Origin of the sequence: Rhizobium sp. ARZ01 (assembly GCF_014851675.1) — a bacterium.
In the GTDB taxonomy this organism is placed as follows: Bacteria; Pseudomonadota; Alphaproteobacteria; order Rhizobiales; family Rhizobiaceae; genus Mycoplana.
The window spans coordinates 898,775-917,730 of record NZ_JACVAE010000001.1 but is presented as its reverse complement, the minus strand read 5'-3'; the positions used below and the strand labels follow the sequence as shown (position 1 = coordinate 917,730).

General features: G+C 63.5%; 15 protein-coding genes. 10 read left to right on the top strand and 5 right to left on the bottom strand.

Going from position 1 to position 18,956, the window contains the following annotated elements; genetic code table 11:
- The first annotated feature begins 25 nt into the window (after positions 1-25).
- Together IB238_RS04310 and IB238_RS04305 are read left to right on the top strand one after the other, a co-directional pair.
- Positions 26-1,342: a DNA polymerase IV gene (locus tag IB238_RS04310; RefSeq protein WP_192243883.1), complete on the top strand. Its 1,317-nt coding sequence runs from the start codon at positions 26-28 to the stop codon at positions 1,340-1,342.
- Between the two features lie 115 nt (positions 1,343-1,457).
- Complete coding sequence (locus IB238_RS04305; protein WP_192243881.1) at positions 1,458-2,783, top strand: L,D-transpeptidase family protein; 1,326 nt, start codon at positions 1,458-1,460, stop codon at positions 2,781-2,783.
- Positions 2,784-2,818: 35 nt separating this feature from the next.
- On the opposite strand, the gene hutC is transcribed toward IB238_RS04305, so the two are convergent.
- The gene (gene hutC, locus IB238_RS04300) at positions 2,819-3,586 is read right to left on the bottom strand and encodes a histidine utilization repressor (RefSeq protein ID WP_246723472.1); all 768 of its coding nucleotides are present in this window, start codon (positions 3,584-3,586) and stop codon (positions 2,819-2,821) included.
- An 83-nt stretch (positions 3,587-3,669) separates the two neighbouring features.
- On the bottom strand, positions 3,670-5,013 hold the full coding sequence (locus IB238_RS04295) for a formimidoylglutamate deiminase (protein ID WP_192243879.1): 1,344 nt from the start codon (positions 5,011-5,013) through the stop codon (positions 3,670-3,672).
- A 93-nt stretch (positions 5,014-5,106) separates the two neighbouring features.
- Between IB238_RS04295 and hutI the strand changes: the two genes are divergently transcribed.
- The 8 genes from hutI (at position 5,107) to IB238_RS04255 (ending at position 14,429) form a co-directional block, all read left to right on the top strand.
- On the top strand, positions 5,107-6,357 hold the full coding sequence (gene hutI / locus IB238_RS04290) for an imidazolonepropionase (protein WP_192243877.1): 1,251 nt from the start codon (positions 5,107-5,109) through the stop codon (positions 6,355-6,357).
- A gap of 42 nt (positions 6,358-6,399) precedes the next feature.
- Positions 6,400-7,935 carry a histidine ammonia-lyase gene (gene hutH / locus IB238_RS04285; RefSeq protein ID WP_192243875.1) on the top strand — a complete coding sequence of 512 codons (1,536 nt, stop codon included), beginning with the start codon at positions 6,400-6,402 and terminating at the stop codon, positions 7,933-7,935.
- 2 nt (positions 7,936-7,937) lie between these two features.
- Complete coding sequence (gene hutG, locus IB238_RS04280) at positions 7,938-8,738, top strand: N-formylglutamate deformylase (RefSeq protein ID WP_192243873.1); 801 nt, start codon at positions 7,938-7,940, stop codon at positions 8,736-8,738.
- 16 nt (positions 8,739-8,754) lie between these two features.
- On the top strand, positions 8,755-10,428 hold the full coding sequence (hutU, locus tag IB238_RS04275) for a urocanate hydratase (RefSeq protein ID WP_192243871.1): 1,674 nt from the start codon (positions 8,755-8,757) through the stop codon (positions 10,426-10,428).
- 100 nt (positions 10,429-10,528) lie between these two features.
- A complete protein-coding gene (locus IB238_RS04270) occupies positions 10,529-11,095 on the top strand; it encodes a HutD family protein (RefSeq protein ID WP_192243869.1) in 567 nt (188 codons plus the stop codon).
- 170 nt (positions 11,096-11,265) lie between these two features.
- Complete coding sequence (locus IB238_RS04265; protein ID WP_192243867.1) at positions 11,266-12,042, top strand: ABC transporter substrate-binding protein; 777 nt, start codon at positions 11,266-11,268, stop codon at positions 12,040-12,042.
- A gap of 111 nt (positions 12,043-12,153) precedes the next feature.
- On the top strand, positions 12,154-13,098 hold the full coding sequence (locus tag IB238_RS04260; RefSeq protein WP_192243865.1) for a LysR family transcriptional regulator: 945 nt from the start codon (positions 12,154-12,156) through the stop codon (positions 13,096-13,098).
- A gap of 206 nt (positions 13,099-13,304) precedes the next feature.
- Entirely contained in the window at positions 13,305-14,429 is a 1,125-nt protein-coding gene (locus IB238_RS04255) for an FAD-binding oxidoreductase (protein ID WP_192243863.1), read from the top strand.
- Between the two features lie 31 nt (positions 14,430-14,460).
- On the opposite strand, the gene IB238_RS04250 is transcribed toward IB238_RS04255, so the two are convergent.
- The 3 genes from IB238_RS04250 to IB238_RS04240 form a co-directional block, all read right to left on the bottom strand.
- The gene (locus IB238_RS04250) at positions 14,461-15,537 is read right to left on the bottom strand and encodes a D-alanine--D-alanine ligase family protein (RefSeq protein WP_192243861.1); all 1,077 of its coding nucleotides are present in this window, start codon (positions 15,535-15,537) and stop codon (positions 14,461-14,463) included.
- Between the two features lie 269 nt (positions 15,538-15,806).
- A complete protein-coding gene (gene secD, locus IB238_RS04245) occupies positions 15,807-18,350 on the bottom strand; it encodes a protein translocase subunit SecD (RefSeq protein ID WP_192243859.1) in 2,544 nt (847 codons plus the stop codon).
- A 105-nt stretch (positions 18,351-18,455) separates the two neighbouring features.
- Positions 18,456-18,908 (bottom strand): hypothetical protein, encoded by a 453-nt coding sequence (locus IB238_RS04240; RefSeq protein WP_192243857.1) that lies wholly within the window; start codon positions 18,906-18,908, stop codon positions 18,456-18,458.
- Positions 18,909-18,956: the final 48 nt, after the last annotated feature.

Below are 18,956 nucleotides of genomic sequence, written 5' to 3'. Positions count from 1 at the left end.
TTGAGACTCGTTAGATTAGTGGCTAATGTGCCGATGTTCAATCTTTGTTCTCAAGATGCAGCCAGACGTGACGCGCCATCAGGGTTTTTGCCGCGATTGCCTTGCCGGGCAATCGCCAGCGCAACGTCGCTGTCAGAAATGCGGCAGCCCGCGCCTGATCTATCATGACGAGCTTTACTCCCTGACGCTCGCGCACATCGATTGCGACGCCTTCTACGCCTCGATCGAGAAGCGCGATAATCCTGAACTCATCGACAAGCCAGTGATCATCGGCGGCGGAAAACGCGGAGTGGTCTCCACTGCCTGCTACATCGCGCGCGTCCATGGCGTGCGCTCGGCCATGCCGATGTTCAAGGCGCTGGAAGCCTGCCCCCAGGCGGTCGTGGTCAAGCCGGACATGGAAAAATACGTTCGCGTCGGCCGCGAGGTCAGGACGCTGATGCAGGAGCTCACGCCACTCGTGCAACCGCTGTCGATCGACGAAGCCTTTCTCGAACTGAAGGGCACCGAACGGCTCCATCACGACCCGCCCGCGCGCGTGTTGGCCCGCTTCGTCCAGCGGGTGGAGCGCGAGATCGGCATCACGATCTCGGTTGGCCTCTCCTACTGCAAATTTCTCGCCAAGGTGGCCTCCGACCTGCAGAAGCCGCGCGGCTTCTCGGTGATCGGCCAGGCCGAGGCGCTGGAATTCCTGCGGCCGAAATCGGTCCGACTGGTCTGGGGCGTCGGCAAGGCCTTTGCCGAAACGCTGGAGCGCGACGGCATTCGCGAGATCGGCCAGCTCCAGACGATGGAGGAGAGCGACCTGATGCGGCGCTACGGCATCATGGGCAAGCGGCTCTACAACCTCTCGCGCGGACAGGACGACCGCGAAGTGCACCTCAACGATGCGGCCAAGAGCGTTTCCTCCGAGACGACCTTCTTCGATGACATTTCAGCCTATGACGATCTCGTCGCCCACCTGCGCCAACTCAGCGAGCAGGTGGCGACACGTCTGCGCAAGGCTAACATCGCCGGCCAGACCGTCGTCCTGAAGCTCAAGTCCGCCGATTTCAAGAGCCGCACGCGCAACCGCAAGCTCGAAGACCCGACGATGCTCGCCGACCGGATCTTCCGCATCGGCATGGAACTCCTGAAGAAGGAAACCGACGGCACGAAATTTCGCCTGATCGGCATCGGCGTCACCGACCTCTGCGATCCGCAGCGCGCCGATCCGCCCGATCTCGTCGATCCGGCCGCCAGCCGGCGCGCCGCAGCGGAGGCGGCGATGAACACCTTGCGCGACAAGTTCGGCAAGAAGAGCGTGGAGACTGGCTACACCTTCGGCAAGGATCGGCGATAGGACGCTTTTGAGGCGTCCTGGTCCACGCCCGCCCATTTTCTCCGCCCTTAAAAGGTTCATTAAAACCGAAGCGATAGGTTCTGCGTTTCCCTTGTATCGCGTAAGGACGGGAAACATGCTGTTACGCTTCGCCGCCGGGATCGGTCTCTTTGCCCTTTCCTCCGTCACCGCTGTTGCAGGGACGATCGAGGGACCGTTGCAGATCGTCGTGTCCCGAGACCTGCAGACACTGAAGGTCTATGACGGAGAAACGCTCGTGGCGAGCTCCAACATCTCAAGCGGCAAGGATGGGCATGCTACCCCCGCGGGGATCTTCTCCATTCTAGAGAAGAAGCGCATGCATCATTCCAATATCTACGATGATGCACCCATGCCCTATATGCAGCGGCTGACCTGGTCCGGCATTGCGCTGCACGCCTCCAATCATGTGCCCGACTATCCAGCGTCGCACGGCTGCGTACGCATGCCGCCCGATTTTGCGAAATCGCTCTACAGCCTGACGCAGCGTGGTGGCCACGTTCTGGTGACGGGCGCTGAGGCGGTACCGCGGCGAGTCGAGCATCCAGCCCTGTTCCGCCCGCAGAGCGATGCGGACGATGGCCTGCTCCTGTCGGATGCGATATTGCGACCAACGCTTCCGGACGCCTCGGACGGTGCCGTGGAAGTCGCCATGAGCGAACCGAGTGCGCCGGTGACCGAACCCGTGATTCGTAAACCACCCGGCGAACCGGTCCGCATCCTCATCACGCGGCGCACGACGCGGCAATCGCTGAAGGACGTGCAGATTGTGCTGAATGAGCTGGGCTACGATGTAGGCATAGCCGACGGGCTGGCCGGCCAGAAGACCATCGCCGCAATCCGCGCTTTCCAGACTTCGGAGGGCCTGACGCCTGAAGGCCTGACCAGCGACGGAAACCTGAAGCCCGAACTCGTGGAAGCCACATATCGCAAGGCGGGCCGCGCCGTGCCGCAAAACGGATGGCTCTACGTGCGCCAGGCTTTCGAGCCCCTCCTTGACGGGCCTATCGAGATTCGCGAACCGGAGCGGGAACTCGGAACCCAGTTCCTGCTCGCACGCGAGGCCGATCCGCGGACCGGCGCCATCGACTGGTTCGCCGTGACGATGGACAACGAGTTGGCCATCCCGACACGCAAGCGCCTCGGGATCGCGGATCCCGGCTCGATCGAAGTCACAACAGCAGTGGACCCGATCACGAGCGCGCTCGACCGGATCTCCATCCCCGATGAACTGCGCCGGAAGGTGGAAGCGCTGGTTGGCGACGGTGCCTCGATCACGATCTCGGACACCGGCCACGAGCTGGAAACCGGAAAAGGAACCGACTTCATCACCCTCACCCGTCCCGGTTGGCGGCAGTCCAGCTACTATGCGCCTTCGACGGCACGGGCAAAAAAGGAATCATCGATCGTCGTCATCGACTGACACACACACAGGTGCGCCCCTTTGCGCGCCCGTGCTCACCCCTTCGGATGCGTCGGCGCGAATTCGGCGACCAGTTCGTGGCTCTCGCCCGGATAGGTCAACCGCACATGGGTGATGTAGACGCCGCCGCTCCAGGTGCGGCGTTCGATCACCAGGCAGGCAGCCCCGGGCGCGACACGCAATAGCTCGGCAGCGCGCTGGTCGGCCGCAACTGCGCGAATACGATGTTCGGCCGCACTCCACGGCGCCTGGCCGAGCAACCATCGACCCGGCGCAATCTTCTCGAACGCCTCTCCGCCCGCCTCCGGCACCGCCGACAGGTTGATCTTCCGCTCCTCCAGGCAGAAGGGCCGAGCCCCCGCGTAATGCACCGCGACAAGATCGATCAGCTGCGCTCCGGGTGAAAGATCCAGCAGCTTACGATCGCCAACCCTTGATACCCGTTCGGCCCGCGAAAGGCGCTCGTAGCGATACGGTAAGCCGAGCGAGCGCACCTCCGCCTCGATATCATGAATTTCCAGAACTGCTGACTGCGCATGAGGCTGGGTCACGAAGCTGCCGGATTTGCGCCGGCGCTCGATCAGCCCTCGCTTGACCAGTTCCGTCAGCGCCTTGTTCACCGTCATGCGCGAACAGCCGTATTGCTCGGTCAGTTCATGCTCGAAGGGAATGCGGTAACCCGGCGGCCAATCGCCCGACAGGATCCTGCCCTCGACCTCCTCCAAGATGCGTCGGTGCAGCGATGGCTCCTTGGCTGCCAGCGCGGGTTCGTTCGTGTCGTCCATGCCAAGTCCCAATTCCATTCAGGCCCATCGTGGACCGGATGCATCACGATTCTCGGCCAACCTGCAACTGCGCGTTCCGGGCGTCGGAGTAAACGCGTACATCAGACCAGGAGGGCGCGCATTGCCTCGGAGAAACTCCGCGCGATTGCCTCCCGCGCATGATGCCGTCCGTCCTTCACCAGCTTCCTGCCGTTCACCCAAACGCAGTCGACGCCGACGCCACGGGCGAAGATCCACGAATCGAGCAGTCCGTCGCCGGAAATCGGCACGTCGTGGTATGGGCGGAGGCTGACAAAATCTGCCGGCTTGCCGGTCTCGATACCGGAGCCCGCCCCAAGCGCCGCTGCGCCGCCATTGACCGCACCGTCAAACAAGGCTCTTCCGGTCGAACCTCCGGGTGCAGCGAGCACGTTGCGGGCCCGGTGTGCCAGTCGCTGCGAGTATTCGAGTTGTCGCAGTTCGTCCCCAAGGCCGATCAACACGTTCGAATCGGAGCCGACGCCATAGCGCCCGTCCTGGGCGAGGAATTCGCCGGCCGGAAACGTCCCATCGCCAAGATTGGCCTCGGTAATCGGACACAGCCCCGCGATCGCACCGGTTTCTGCCACTCCGCGCGTTTCTGCCTTGATCATGTGAGTGGCATGAATCAGGCACCAGCGGCCGTCCACCGTCGCATTTTCCAGCAGCCACTCGACCGGTCGCTTACCGGACCAGGCGATGCAGTCCTCAACTTCCTTCACCTGCTCGGCGATGTGAATGTGGATCGGCCCGTCTCCCGCCATAGCCACCACATCCGCAAGCTCCCCGGGCGTCACCGCCCGCAAGCTGTGCGGTGCAACTCCGGTCACGCCGCCCGGCAGACGCGCCGTCAGTTCACGGCACCGCGCCAGAAGCCTCGCATATGCATCACGATCGTTGATGAAGCGGCGCTGCCCCTCGCCCGGCGCGGCGCCGCCAAAGCTGGAATGGGCATAGAGAACGGGGAGCAAAGTCAGGCCGATCCCGGTCGCGGACGTCGCCGAAACAATCCGCTCAGCCATCTCGGCAATGTCATCATAGGGGCAGCCATCGCTGTCGTGGTGCAGGTAGTGAAATTCGCCGACGCGCGTGAAACCTGCCTCCAGCATCTCCACGTAAAGCTGCGCCGCGACTGCCTCGACCTGTTCCGGCGTCATCGTCAGCGCGAAGCGATACATGACCTCGCGCCAACTCCAGAAACTGTCGCTGCCGGGCCCGCGCATCTCCGCCAGCCCGGCCATCGCGCGCTGGAATGCGTGGCTATGCAGGTTTGCCATCCCAGGCACGATCGCACCGTGGCGTTCGTCTGCGGCCGCGGCGGGTACACCCGTCTCGATTGCGGAAATATGCCCCTCCTCAAGCCAGATGCGCACGCCTCTCGCCCAGCCTGCCGGTAGCAGGGCTTCCCTCGCAAAAATGACAGCCACCGTATCCTCCTTCACGCAACAAGCCAAAAAATCAGGCTTGCTCGATTTTTATTATGTATATACATTATCAACAACAGAGGGAAGAGTGAAACGATGTCGGCAGCTGTATCGAAGACAAAAACAAACGAGGGGACGGATGCGACAGCCCGGCTCTGGCGCAATGCACGGCTCGCAACATTCGATCCGCAACTTGCCGGCATGGGCCTTGTCGAGAAAGGCGCAATCGCAGTCCGGGACGGGCGCATTGCCTTTGCCGGCCCGGAGACTGACCTCCCCTCGCCGCTCCATTCCCTGGAGACGATCGATTGCGAGGGCCGATGGATCACGCCGGGGCTGATCGACTGCCACACGCACCTCGTCCACGCGGGCAACCGGGCCAACGAATTCGAGATGCGCCTTAAAGGGGCATCCTACGAAGAGATCGCCCGTGCCGGCGGCGGTATCGTCTCCTCCGTTTCCGCACTGCGCGCTGCGAGCGAGGACGAACTGGTGGCGCAGAGCCTGCCTCGTCTCGAGGCGCTTCTTGCCGAAGGCGTGACGACCGTCGAGATCAAGTCCGGCTATGGGCTCGACCGTGAAAACGAGATGAAGTCGCTGCGCGCGGCACGGACGCTCGGCGCACTGAGGGACGTGTCGGTCCGCACCACCTTCCTCGGTGCGCACGCGCTGCCGCAGGAGATGAAAGGCGACAAGGCCGCCTACATCGACAAGGTGATTTCCGACATGCTGCCGGCCATTGCCGCCGAAGGTCTTGCCGACGCCGTCGACGGCTTCTGCGAGGGCATCGCTTTCTCCCCGGCCGAGATCGCCCGCGTTTTTGACGCGGCAAAGGCGATCGGCCTGCCGGTCAAGCTGCATGCCGACCAGCTCTCCAACCTCGAAGGCGCAGCACTTGCCACCTCTTACGGCGCGCTTTCGGCCGATCATCTCGAATACACGAGTGCTGCCAGCGCGAGCGCCATGGCGAAAGCCGGCACAGTCGCCGTCATCCTGCCCGGCGCCTTCTACTTCATTCGCGAGACGAAGAAGCCGCCGATCGCGCTCTTCCGCGAGCACGGCGTGAAGATGGCCGTCGCCACCGACAACAACCCCGGCACCTCGCCTCTGACCTCGCTCCTGCTGACGATGAACATGGCGGCAACCCTGTTCGGCATGACGGTCGAGGAATGCCTTGCCGGCACCACTCGCGAAGCCGCCCGCGCGCTCGGCCTCGTTGACGAGCTGGGGACGCTCGAGGCCGGGAAATGGGCCGACTTCGTCCTCTGGGACATCGGCCAACCGGCGGAGCTCGTCTACCGGATGGGCTTCAATCCGCTCTACCGGCGCGTGCGTCACGGCCGGTGACACTGATCAGCGGCCGCATGCCGCACTGGGAGAGACTTCGAAATGACCATCACCCTGCATCCGGGCTCGGTCCCGCTGAAATCGTTCGAAACCATCTACTGGACCGGCGAGCCGGCCCGCCTCGATCCGTCGTTCGACGCCGGCATCGCCAAGGCGGCTGCCCGCATCGCCGAGATCGCCGCCGGCAATGCCCCGGTCTACGGCATCAACACCGGCTTCGGCAAACTCGCCTCGATCAAGATCGATGCCGCCGATGTCACCACGCTCCAGCGCAACCTCATCCTGTCGCACTGCTGCGGCGTCGGCGCTCCCTTGCCGGAAAATGTCGTCCGCCTGATCATGGCGCTGAAGTTGGTCTCGCTCGGCCGCGGCGCATCCGGCGTTCGTCTCGAAATCGTCCGGCTGATCGAGGCGATGCTGGAAAAAGGCGTCATTCCGCTGATCCCGGAAAAGGGCTCCGTCGGCGCCTCCGGCGACCTCGCGCCGCTTGCCCACATGTCGGCGGTGATGATGGGCTATGGCGAGGCCTACTTCGGTGGTGAGCGCATGAGCGGCGCCCGCGCCCTCGACAAGGCCGGCCTGACCCCGGTGAGGCTCGCGGCCAAGGAAGGGCTGGCGCTGATCAACGGTACCCAGACCTCGACCGCGCTGGCGCTCGCCGGCCTGTACCGCGCTCACCGCGCCGCGCAGGCAGCACTGATCACCGGCGCCATGTCGACGGATGCGGCCATGGGTTCCTCGGCGCCGTTCCATTCTGACATCCATACGCTGCGCGGCCACCAGGGCCAGATCGACACCGCCGCGGCGCTCCGCACCCTGCTCGAAGGCTCGGCCATCCGCCAGAGCCATATCGAGGGTGACGAGCGCGTCCAGGATCCCTATTGCATCCGCTGCCAGCCGCAGGTCGACGGCGCCTGCCTCGATCTCCTGCGCTCGGTTGCCCGCACGCTCGAGATCGAAGCCAACGCTGTCACCGACAACCCGCTGGTGCTCTCCGATAATTCGGTCGTTTCCGGCGGCAACTTCCATGCCGAGCCGGTGGCCTTCGCCGCCGACCAGATTGCGCTGGCGATCTGCGAGATCGGCGCCATCGCCCAGCGCCGCATCGCGCTTCTCGTCGACCCGGCGCTCTCCTACGGCCTGCCGGCCTTTCTCGCCAAGAAGCCCGGCCTCAACTCCGGCCTGATGATCGCCGAAGTGACCTCCGCCGCTCTGATGAGCGAGAACAAGCAGCTGTCGCACCCGGCATCGGTCGATTCCACGCCCACCTCGGCCAACCAGGAAGACCACGTCTCCATGGCCTGCCACGGCGCCCGCCGCCTGCTGCAGATGACCGACAACCTGTTTTCGATCATCGGCATCGAGGCGCTGACCGCGGTGCAGGGTGTCGAGTGCCGCGCCCCGCTGGCGACCAGCCCCGAGCTGCAGAAGGCCGCAGCAGTGCTCCGCGCCGTGTCGCCGCCGATCGAGGAAGATCGTTACATGGCCGACGACCTGCAAATTGCCAGCGATCTCGTTGCTTCCGGCAAGCTGAACGCCGCCGTCTCCGCCGGCATCCTGCCGAAACTGGAGGCGTGACAATGGCCGTCTTCGAAGTCCGCCAAGGCACCTCTCCTGTTATCCTCGGCTTTCCCCATACCGGTACGGACGTTCCGGTCGAAATCCGGGCGCGGCTGAACGACAACGGCCGCATCCTCGCCGACACCGACTGGCATATCTTTGAGCTCTATGACGGGCTGCTCGACAATGTGACGACGGTGCGGGCGACCTTCCATCGTTACGTCATCGACGCCAATCGCGACCCGGAAGGAGGGAGCCTCTATCCCGGCCAGAACACCACTGGCCTGGTGCCCGAGACCGATTTCGACGGCGCGCCGATCTGGAAGGACGGCGAAGCCCCTGACGCCGACGACATCGCTGCGCGGCTCCGCGATTTCCACGCCCCCTATCATGCGGCGCTGGCCGCCGAGATCGAGCGGGTGAAGGCGATCCATGGCGTTGCCGTGCTCTACGACTGCCATTCGATCCGTTCGCACATCCCCTTCCTCTTCGAGGGCAAGCTGCCGGACTTCAACGTCGGCACCGATATGGGTCGCACCTGCGCCAAGGCCATCGAGGCGGCAACGTTTGAGGTCTGCGCGAAGGCCGACGGCTTTACCAGCATCCTCAACGGCCGCTTCAAGGGCGGATGGACGACGCGCCACTATGGCAAGCCGGAAACGGGCGTGCACGCGATCCAGATGGAACTGGCACAATCCACCCATCTGAGCTCCGAAACGCCGCCTTTCGCCTACGACCCGGCCAAGGCCAAGCGGCTGCGCATCCATCTCAAGACCATTCTCCAGCAGATCGAACAGATCGCGCTTGACCTGAAACACTGATCCGGAGGGAACCACAATGACCAATCCTCGCCACAATATCCGCGATGTCCGGGCCCCCCGGGGCACCAAACTCAACGCCAAGAGCTGGATGACTGAAGCGCCGCTCAGGATGCTGATGAACAACCTCGATCCTGATGTTGCGGAAAACCCGCACGAACTGGTCGTCTATGGCGGTATCGGTCGCGCCGCCCGCACCTGGGCGGATTTCGACAGCATCGTCGCGACGCTGAAGGACCTCAACGAGGACGAGACGCTGCTCGTCCAGTCCGGCAAGCCGGTCGGCGTGTTCCGCACCCACAAGGATGCACCGCGCGTGCTCATCGCCAACTCCAACCTCGTGCCGCACTGGGCGACCTGGGACCACTTCAACGAGCTGGATAAGAAAGGGCTGGCCATGTACGGCCAGATGACTGCCGGCTCGTGGATCTACATCGGCACGCAGGGCATCGTCCAGGGCACCTATGAGACGTTTGTCGAGGCCGGCCGCCAGCACTATGGCGGCAACCTCAAGGGTAAGTGGGTGCTGACCGGCGGTCTCGGCGGCATGGGCGGCGCCCAGCCGCTCGCCGCCGTGATGGCCGGCGCCTCCTGCCTTGCCGTTGAGTGCAACCCTGACTCGATCGACTTCCGCCTGCGCACCCGCTACGTCGACGAGAAGGCCGAGACGCTGGACGAGGCGATGGAAATGATCGCCCGCTGGACGAAGAAAGGCGAGGCGAAGTCCGTCGGCCTGCTCGGCAACACCGCCGAGATCCTGCCGGAGATGGTCCGCCGCGGCATCCGCCCCGACATGGTCACCGACCAGACCTCGGCGCACGACCCGGTCAACGGCTACCTGCCGAAGGGCTGGACGATGGCGCAGTGGAAGGAAAAGCGCGTCAGCGACCCGAAGGCGGTCGAAAAGGCGGCGCGTGCCTCGATGCGCGAACATGTCGAGGCGATGATCGCCTTCCAGGATATGGGCATTCCGACCTTCGACTACGGCAACAACATCCGCCAGATGGCCAAGGAGGAAGGCCTGGAAAACGCCTTCGCCTTCCCGGGCTTCGTGCCCGCCTATATCCGCCCGCTGTTCTGCCGCGGCATCGGCCCATTCCGCTGGGCCGCGCTGTCCGGCGATCCGGAAGACATCTACAAGACCGACGCCAAGGTGAAGGAACTGCTGCCCGACAACAAGCACCTGCACAACTGGCTGGACATGGCGCGCGAGCGCATCTCCTTCCAGGGCGTGCCGGCGCGCATCTGCTGGGTGGGCTTGGGCGACCGCCACAAGCTCGGCCTCGCCTTCAACGAGATGGTCAAGAACGGCGAACTGAAGGCGCCGGTCGTCATCGGCCGCGACCACCTCGATTCGGGCTCGGTCGCCTCGCCGAACCGGGAGACGGAAGCGATGAAGGACGGCTCGGACGCTGTTTCCGACTGGCCGCTGTTGAACGCCCTGCTCAACACCGCCTCGGGCGCCACCTGGGTGTCGCTGCATCATGGCGGCGGCGTCGGCATGGGCTTCTCGCAGCATTCGGGCGTCGTCATCTGCTGCGACGGCTCCGACGACGCGGCCCGCCGCATCGAGCGGGTGCTGTGGAACGACCCGGCGACTGGCGTCATGCGCCACGCCGATGCCGGCTATGACATTGCGCTCGACTGCGCCCGCGAAAAGGGTCTGCGCCTGCCGGGCATTCTCGGCAACTGAGTAAAAAGCGATCCGGGGTCCCTGCAAGCATGGCCCCGGTTACATTCTTCAGCTCTGTTGAGGTATACTGCCTCTACAGACGTTGCTTGGGGAAACGTCCATGCACATCGTTCGCTCTGAAGACTATCGTCGAATGCGCTGGAAGAACGGAGACGGCGAGACCGCCGAAATCGCCGTGTTCCCGCCGGAGGCAGGACTTAGCGATTTCGACTGGCGCGTGAGCATGGCCGCCGTCGCTGCCGATGGCCCCTTCTCTAGTTTCCCGGGAATTGACCGCACGCTTTCGATCCTCGAGGGCGAAGGTATGACGCTGGAAATCGAGGGAAAGCCCGCAATCACGCTGACGACGCGGAGCGATCCCCTCGCCTTTCCTGCCGATGTGCCGACGACGGCCGCCCTGGTGAAGGGCCCGATCGTCGATCTCAACGTCATGAGCCGGCGCACCCGCTGGACGCACCGGGTGGAGAAATGGCACGTCGAGGGACAGCACCATTTCGACGCCCCTGGCGGCGTCACGATGATCCTCACGCTCGGCAATCTGCGCGTGGATGCCGGTCATCACGCCGTCGAGCTTCGCCGGCACGACTGCATCTTCATCGAGGATGTCGTCCTTCTGACGACAGACATGCCGGTGGAAGGTTATCTTGTTCGCTTCACGAAAAGCTGAGACGGTACGGGCGCTTGTCACATGCTCGTGTCCGACAGGACAGTCGCTGTGGACGAAAGTGCATAAGCAGAAACAATATCTGCTATAATGCCTATCTATTTCGTTTATGCCGGGCGCGGCGCTAGGCTTCGCCTCACCTACAGTAAAACAGCAAAAAAGGGGAACCAAACATGAAGAATAAGATCGCCGCATTGGCGTTCGCAGCCACCGCCTTCCTTGCCGCAACGGCTTCGGCCGAAACGCTGAAAATCGGCACCGAGGGAGCCTACCCTCCCTTCAACTTCCAGGACGCAAGCGGCAAGCTCGGCGGCTTCGACGTCGATATCGGACTTGCGCTCTGCGAGAAGATGAAAGTCGAGTGCGAGGTCGTCGCCCAGGATTGGGACGGCATCATTCCCGGCCTGCAGGCCAAGAAATACGACATGATCATCGCCTCGATGTTCATCACCGACGAGCGTAAGAAGCAGGTCTCCTTCACCGATCCCTACTATCTCGCCGCCATGACCCATGCCGCCCCCAAGGGCGCCAACATCACCGACTTCACCAATGAGGGCATGAAGGGCAAGACGATCGGCGCCCAGTCCGGCACGACGCAGGCCAACTATGCTGCCGCCGTCTATCCCGATGCCGACATCAAGCTCTATCCGACGCAGGACGAGGTGAACCTCGACATGGCCAACGGCCGCCTCGACCTCCAGGTTGGCGACATGATCCCGCTGCTCGACTGGGTGACGAAGAACGAGGACGGCAAGGCCTGCTGCGAACTGATCGGCGAGCCGATCACCGACAAGAAGTTCGTCGGCGACGGTGTCGGCATTGCCGTGCGCCAGGAAGACAACGCGCTGCGCGAGCGGCTGAACCAGGCCCTGAAGGATATTCGCGCCGACGGCACCTACCAGAAGATCAACGACAAGTACTTCGCCATCGACGTCTACACGATGAAGTAAGGACGGTCAGGTCCTTGAGTGGGGGCCGGTAGCGGAAACGCTTCCGGCCCTTTTCATGTCAGCCTCGGAAAATCCATTCTGCTTCCCAAATTTTTGCGCTAGCGTCCCGCCATGCCGATCAACCGCCTCGAACGCTTCGCCCACAATCTCGACTGGAACCTGCTGCGCACCTTCGTCGTCGTGGTGGAGGAAGGCAGCATCACGCGGGCGGCCAATCGGCTTCTCCTGCAACAGCCGGCCGTAAGCATGGCGCTGAAGCGACTGGAACAGACGGTCGGCCACAAGCTCATTGACCGGCGGCCCGGGAGGTTCGAATTGACCGACGCCGGCGAGCGGCTCCATGCGCTTTGCCGCGACATCTTCACTTCCGTTGTCCGCCTGCCCGAGGCGATGGAGCCATCCGGCGAAGAGGTTTCCGGCCACATCACCATCCACACCGTCAGCCATGCCCTGAATCCGGAATGGGACAAGGCGCTTGCCTCGTTCTTCCGGCAGCACCCGCGCGTTACCGCCGGCGTCCGCGTGGAAACCACCACCGATGTCATCCGCTCGGTGGAGCGTGGCATCGCTACGCTCGGCATTTCCGACGGGATCATCCCCGCGGCGCTCGACCAAATGCCGTTCTGCATCGAGACCTATGCACTCTATTGCGGCCGCGGACACCGGCTGTTTGGCGTCGAGAGTGTGCGTGTGGAGGAACTGCGCGGCGAACCCTATGTCAGCTTCATTTCCGATGTACTCGGCGGTCCGCACATGGGGCCGGTCACCGCAGTGCGGGCGATCGGCTCGTTCGGCCAGCAGGTCCGCGCGCTCGCCTTCAATGTCGAGGAGGTCATGCGCCTGGTGATCGCCAATGCGGGAATCGGCATGCTTCCGGTTCACCTGACCGGTCCTGCGCGGGCAGCCGGCGACCTGTGGCAACTGCCGCCCTATGGCGACCTGCCGCAGACGGAAACCTTCCGTATCACCAACCCCGGCGCAACGCTCAATCCTGCCGAGCGCGCCTTCCTTGCCCATGTGAGCGACGTTCCGCTCTGGCGGCACCCAACCGCATAATTCCGTCCAGCGCATCAACAGATTTTATAGCCACCTTCAGGGCTATAAATTTGAACGAGGGTGCAGCCTCGCATAGACAGGACCGGCGGTCGCGCAGCGTTGCATGACATTGATGCAGCCGCACCGAAAAATTCAGCCAACTGATGGTCGCATCGACAGGCGAACCCGCCATGCGATCGCGTGTAATACGCGGAGACGAAAAAATCATGCAGCATTATGACGTGGCGATTATCGGCGGTGGGATTGTGGGCCTGTCGCTGGCCCATTTTCTCGCGCCGACCCGAGCCGTCGTCGTGCTTGAGCGCGAAACGGCACATGGCTACCACAGCACCGGCCGTTCTGCTGCCGAGTTCACGCTGCGCGACAACGCACCCGAGGTGAACGCGCTCGCGCGGATCAGCCACGCCTTCATGGAGAACCCGCCGGAGGGTTTTGCCTCCGTCCCGCTTTTGACCGCGCGCGGCAGCCTGTGGATTGGCACCATCGGCAAGGAGGAGGCCGTAACGCAGGCTCGGCAGAAAGCGGAAGCGGCAGGTATTGCCGTCGTTCCCCTGACCGTCGTGGAAGCGATCCAGCGCGTGCCATTCCTCGATCCTGCCTATGTAGCTGCCGCCTATTTCGACCCCAACTATTGGGACATCGACGTCGACACCTTACTGCAGGGCTACGCCCGCTCGGCGCGGCACGCGGGCGCCGAGCTTGTCACTGGGGCCGAACTGCTCGGCGCGCGACATGAAAACGGGCGGTGGAAGGTCGAAGCCTCTAGCGGTGCCTTTACGGCCGACATCGTTGTCAACGCCAGTGGCGGCTGGGCGGATACCGTCGCTGAGCGCTGCGGTGTTGCACCGGCTGGTATCGTTCCGCACCGTCGCACTGCCATCACCGTCGACCTGCCCGCCGACATCGACGTTGCATCCCTGCCGGAGATCAACGAGATCGACGAGATCTATTATTTCAAACCGGATGCCGGCCGGCTGCTTGCCTCCCCCGCCGACGAGACGCCCTGCGAGGCTGCGGACGTCCAGCCGGAGGAACTCGACGTCGCCTATGCCGCTCACTACCTCGAAGAAGCGACCGAGCTAAAGATCGGACGCATCGCCAGCAGTTGGGCCGGCATGCGCAGCTTTTCGGCCGATCGTCTGCCGGTGGTCGGTCCCGCCAGCGACAACCCCGCCTTCTTCTGGCTCGCCGGACAAGGCGGCTTCGGCATCCTGACCTCACCGGCCCTCGGACAACTCGCCGCGAGCCTGCTCACCAAACAGCCACTACCGGAAGCCTTCGCGCGCGAAGGTGTTGATCCGGCGGCCTTCTCGCCAGGCAGGTTTGCCTGAACCAACGACTAGTCCGAAGGATCGTGAGTTTTCAGACCACGCGACCAGCACGCGCGAGGCCATGCGCCACCAGCCGGTCGATGACCTCGGCGTAGCTGACGCCGCTTGCCGCCATTGCCTTCGAATACATGCTGATGTCGGTAAAACCGGGAATGGTGTTGATCTCGTTGACGAGAAAACGCATGTCCGACGTCAAAAAGAAATCCACGCGCGCCATACCATCGCAGCCGAGCGCTCGGAAGGCCTTGGCCGCGACCTCGCGGATGCTCTCCTCGATCGCTTGCGGCAGTTCGGCCGGGACCTTCAGCGCCGCCCCGTGCTCATCGATATATTTGGCGTCGTAGCTGTAGAAACCATGGCTTTCCGCCGGGACGATTTCACCGGGACGGGAGACAAATAGTCCGCCCTCTGTATCCTCCAGCACGCTGCATTCGATCTCGCGGCCGCGAACGAACTCCTCGGCCAACAGCTTGCTGTCATGTCTGAAGCCCTCCGCGAGCGCCGCCTCATATTCCTGTTCGGTGGAGACCTTGCTGACACCGACGGAAGAGCCCTGACTTGCGGGTTTGATGAAGACCGGAAGCCCGAGCGTATCCTGCACCGCCACAAAATCCGGCGCCGTGCCCTCGTGGATCGTCATAGCGCGCGCGACGGGCAAGCCCGCCTCGTTCAAAAGCCGCTTGGCGATATCCTTGTCGAGGGCCGTCGCCGAACCGAGAACCCCGCAACCGACGAGCGGCACGCGCGCGACCTCCGCCAGCCCCTGGACCGATCCGTCCTCGCCATACTGGCCGTGCAACACCGGAAACAGGATGTCGATCGTCGGCAGTTCGTGAGGTGCGCCATCGGCGGGAAATGCCATCAAACGCCCATGTCCGCCCGGTATCAGGCAAACCTCTGTCCCACCTGAAGGTTTCGCCAGCACCCCGCCGTCGAAGCGGCTCATCAGCCATTGCCCATCGCGAGTGACGAACAAGGGGACTGGATCATACTTGGCCGGATCCAGCGCCCCCATGACATTGGTTGCTGAAAGCACGGAAACGTCGTGCTCCGCGGATCGGCCGCCAAAGAGCACGAGAATACGCAGTCGTTCCGAAAAACCCGGCATGGATGCCCCCTTCATTTGGTATGCTCGTATACGAATTGTCGCCCGACAGCACCGTGGCAATTGTCGTTCCAGGCCGCCCACCGCACAGCCGAGTACCGCTGTTCGCTATGTCCCGGTGCCTTCCAGGAATCTCGACTCACGGCCATTCACGGTCCGCCATCAACAACCGCAAGACTTCGGCGGGAAAATGACGGTCCTCGAACACAAAAGCCGGCGCTTTGGCCGGCCTTTGCAGCAGAATGTCGAGTGGGCGCCGTAGCGTCCACGCCTCACTTTTGCTCGATGGCTGCCTGTCCTTCCGCAGCCGTCGGAAGGCGGTTGCCCTCGCGGTCCTTCCACCAGCGGGACAGGAACAGCAGGATCGGGCCGCCGATGTAGATCGACGAGGACGTGGCGACGACGACGCCGAAGACCATCGGCCAGGCGAACGGCTTGACCGTGTCGCCGCCCCAGATCGCCATCGGCAGCAGCGCGGCGGCAACGGCGACCGAGGTGAAGATGCATCGCATGATCACCTGGTTGATCGACAGGTCGATCAGTTCGGAGAAGGGCATCGACTTGTACTTGCGCAGGTTCTCGCGCATGCGGTCGTAGACCACCACCTTGTCGTTGACCGAGTAACCGATCAGCGTCAGCACGGCGGCGATCGCCGTCAGGTTGAAGTCGATCTGCATCAGCGCGAAGAAGCCAATCATCTTCGTGATGTCGAGCAGGAGCACCGCGATCGCACCGACGGCGAAATGCCATTCGAACCGCCACCAGATGTAGATCAGGATGGCGAGCATGCCGAGGCCGACGGCGAGGAAGCCGGAACGGGCGAGCTCGGTGCTGACGGTCGGGCCGACGACCTCCGTGCGCTCAAAGCTGGCATCCGGGATCACCTCCGCGACGCCCTGGCGCATCTGGTTGAGTGCTGCAGTCTGTGCTTCCTCGCCACCGGGCTGGCGCTGGACGCGGATTAGAACCGAAGTGCCCTGGCCGAACTCCTGAAGCGCCACTTCGCCGAGATTCAGCGCTTCCATCTTCTCGCGAAGGGTCGAAAGCTCGATCGGCGTCTTGGACGTCGCCTCGACCTGGATACCGCCGACGAAGTCGATGCCGTAGTTCAGGCCCGGCTTGAGGAAGAGGATGACCGAGCTTATCGACAGGAACGCCGACACGCCGATGGCGACATAGCGGCCGCGCATGAACGAGAAGCTCGGGATGCTCCGGACCGCACCGAGGATCGAATGGATCTCGATCTTCTTCATCTTGCGGCGAACGACAACCTCACGCATCAGCAGGCGAACGACCGTGATCGAGGTGAACATCGATATCGCCAGCCCGAGGATCATGGTGATCGCGAAGCCGCGCACCGGACCGCTGCCGAACATGAAGAGCAGGATCATGCCGACCATCGTCGTCATGTTGCCGTCGACGATGGTGGCGTAGGCCTTGTTGAAGCCGACGTCGAGCGCCTTCATGGCGCCGGCACCGCCCGCCGTCTCTTCGCGGATACGGGCGTTGATAAGGATGTTCGCATCCACGGCCATACCGATACCGAGAATGATACCGGCAATACCGGGCAAGGTCAGCGTCGAGCCGAGCAGGCCGAGGAAGCCAATCGTCATGATCGTGTGCAGGATCAGGCCGACGACGGCGATGAGGCCCCAGGCGCTATAGAGGCCTACCATCATGAGGACGACGAGAGCGAGGCCGGCGAATCCGGTATAGAGGCCCATGCGGATCGAGTCGCTGCCGAGGTTCGGACCGACGGTACGTTCCTCGATGATGGTGAGCGGTGCGGGCAGTGCACCGGAGCGCAGAAGCGCCGAGAGCACGGTCGCTTCCTGCGGGGTGAAGTTGCCGCTGATCTGGCCCTGGCCGCCAAGGATCGGCTCGCGGATGACGGGAGCAGTCAGAACCTTGCCGTCGAGGACGATGGCGAAGGGACGGCCGACATTGGCCTTGGTGATCTCGCCGAACTGGCGCGCGCCGGTCGTATCGAAGGTGAACGAGACGATCGGCTCGTTGGTGCGCTGGTCGAAACCGGCCTTGGCGTCGGCCAGACGGTCGCCGGAGATCGCCACGCGATCTTCGACTGCATACTTCTGGCCGTCGTTCGCACCCGGAAGGATGGACACGCCGCGCGGCGCGACGCCGTTCGGATCGGTGGACGCATCGAGCATGTGGAAGCTCATCTGCGCTGTCGAGCCGAGAAGCTGGCGCAGACGCGTCGGGTCCTGCAGGCCGGGAAGCTGGACGAGGATGCGATCTCCGCCGACGCGCTGGATCAACGGTTCGGCAACACCCACCTGGTCGACGCGGCGGCGGATGATCTCGAGACTCTGGTCGACGGCCGCCGTCATGCGGTCGTTTAGGCCCGCCTCGGTGAGCGTCACGTTGATCGTCGTATCGGAGGTCTGGACGTCGATGTCCGGCGCCGTCGTGCCGAAGCCGAGCGCGCCCGCGGGAGCTGCCAGCTTGCGCACCTCGGGCAGCACCTTGTCGAAGGCCGCCTGATCGGACGGGTTGATGACCAGCGTGTTGCCGTTCAGGCGCGCCGCCGAGGCACGCTCACCGGACGTACGCAGGATACCGCGCACGTCGTTCAGCAGGACGTCCATGCGCGCCTTTGCAAGCGCTGTCGAATCAACCTCGAGAACGAGGTGCGAGCCGCCCTTCAGGTCGAGGCCGAGAGTAACCGGCTTGGCGGGAAGATAGCTGCCGAAGCGCTCAAGCTGCGCCGGTGTGAGAATGTTGGGAACAGCCGTGAGTACGCCGAATATGATGATGGCAAGATAGGCCAGAAGGGCCCATTTGGATGTGCGCATGGAGTAGTCCGCTTCGTGTGCGATGGGGCATCGGCTGGTTGCCGTGATGCGCCGGTAACGTCGGAAATGTGCGGCGCTTGAGCGCCCGTCAAAGCCTCTAAGGCTTCAGAGCAGGGAAACAGGCGGCGCCCTGCCCTCGAAATCGTGTCGTGGTACGCCAACTGGAACGACACTCTTGAATGATACCACCATCCGCGTTTCTGGCAGAGGTGTGAAGCGGGTCAAATCCGGAACGAAGAACGCCGTATCGGCGGAAGGATCTGCTCCGCTGCCGGTCGATTTGATCTTCGCTGCACGCCGGTCAACGCCTGCATTGGAGAGGAGCCAGTTGTCGCCGCTGCTCGCTCCCCCGCCGGCCGACAGAGGCCGAGGAATCGATGCGCGATTTCCCGATCGCTCTGCTGCGGTCCGGGCAACTGTCGGATCGGCGCCCGAGCGAACCGAGATCTTTCGTTCGATGGTGATGAACTGCCCCACGACGAGCGCGAGCATGAGAAGAACGGCGCCGAGGAGACCTCGCTGCCTTTCCGTCACGCCAGTGTACTGCCCATCCGTCATGCCGTTCGCTCGCCAAAGCCTCGGACAGAGCCGAAGCACCGTGCCAAG

What these genes read in the sequence shown, in the direction of transcription:
- IB238_RS04310 (WP_192243883.1), top strand. Translation starts at nt 26, where the DNA reads ATGTGCCGATGTTCAATCTTTGTTCTCAAGATGCAGCCAGACGTGACG.
- IB238_RS04305 (WP_192243881.1), top strand. Translation starts at nt 1,458, where the DNA reads ATGCTGTTACGCTTCGCCGCCGGGATCGGTCTCTTTGCCCTTTCCTCC.
- hutC (WP_246723472.1), bottom strand. Translation starts at nt 3,586, where the DNA reads ATGGAATTGGGACTTGGCATGGACGACACGAACGAACCCGCGCTGGCA.
- hutI (WP_192243877.1), top strand. Translation starts at nt 5,107, where the DNA reads ATGTCGGCAGCTGTATCGAAGACAAAAACAAACGAGGGGACGGATGCG.
- hutH (WP_192243875.1), top strand. Translation starts at nt 6,400, where the DNA reads ATGACCATCACCCTGCATCCGGGCTCGGTCCCGCTGAAATCGTTCGAA.
- hutG (WP_192243873.1), top strand. Translation starts at nt 7,938, where the DNA reads ATGGCCGTCTTCGAAGTCCGCCAAGGCACCTCTCCTGTTATCCTCGGC.
- hutU (WP_192243871.1), top strand. Translation starts at nt 8,755, where the DNA reads ATGACCAATCCTCGCCACAATATCCGCGATGTCCGGGCCCCCCGGGGC.
- IB238_RS04270 (WP_192243869.1), top strand. Translation starts at nt 10,529, where the DNA reads ATGCACATCGTTCGCTCTGAAGACTATCGTCGAATGCGCTGGAAGAAC.
- IB238_RS04265 (WP_192243867.1), top strand. Translation starts at nt 11,266, where the DNA reads ATGAAGAATAAGATCGCCGCATTGGCGTTCGCAGCCACCGCCTTCCTT.
- IB238_RS04260 (WP_192243865.1), top strand. Translation starts at nt 12,154, where the DNA reads ATGCCGATCAACCGCCTCGAACGCTTCGCCCACAATCTCGACTGGAAC.
- IB238_RS04255 (WP_192243863.1), top strand. Translation starts at nt 13,305, where the DNA reads ATGCAGCATTATGACGTGGCGATTATCGGCGGTGGGATTGTGGGCCTG.
- IB238_RS04250 (WP_192243861.1), bottom strand. Translation starts at nt 15,537, where the DNA reads ATGCCGGGTTTTTCGGAACGACTGCGTATTCTCGTGCTCTTTGGCGGC.
- secD (WP_192243859.1), bottom strand. Translation starts at nt 18,350, where the DNA reads ATGCGCACATCCAAATGGGCCCTTCTGGCCTATCTTGCCATCATCATA.
- IB238_RS04240 (WP_192243857.1), bottom strand. Translation starts at nt 18,908, where the DNA reads ATGACGGATGGGCAGTACACTGGCGTGACGGAAAGGCAGCGAGGTCTC.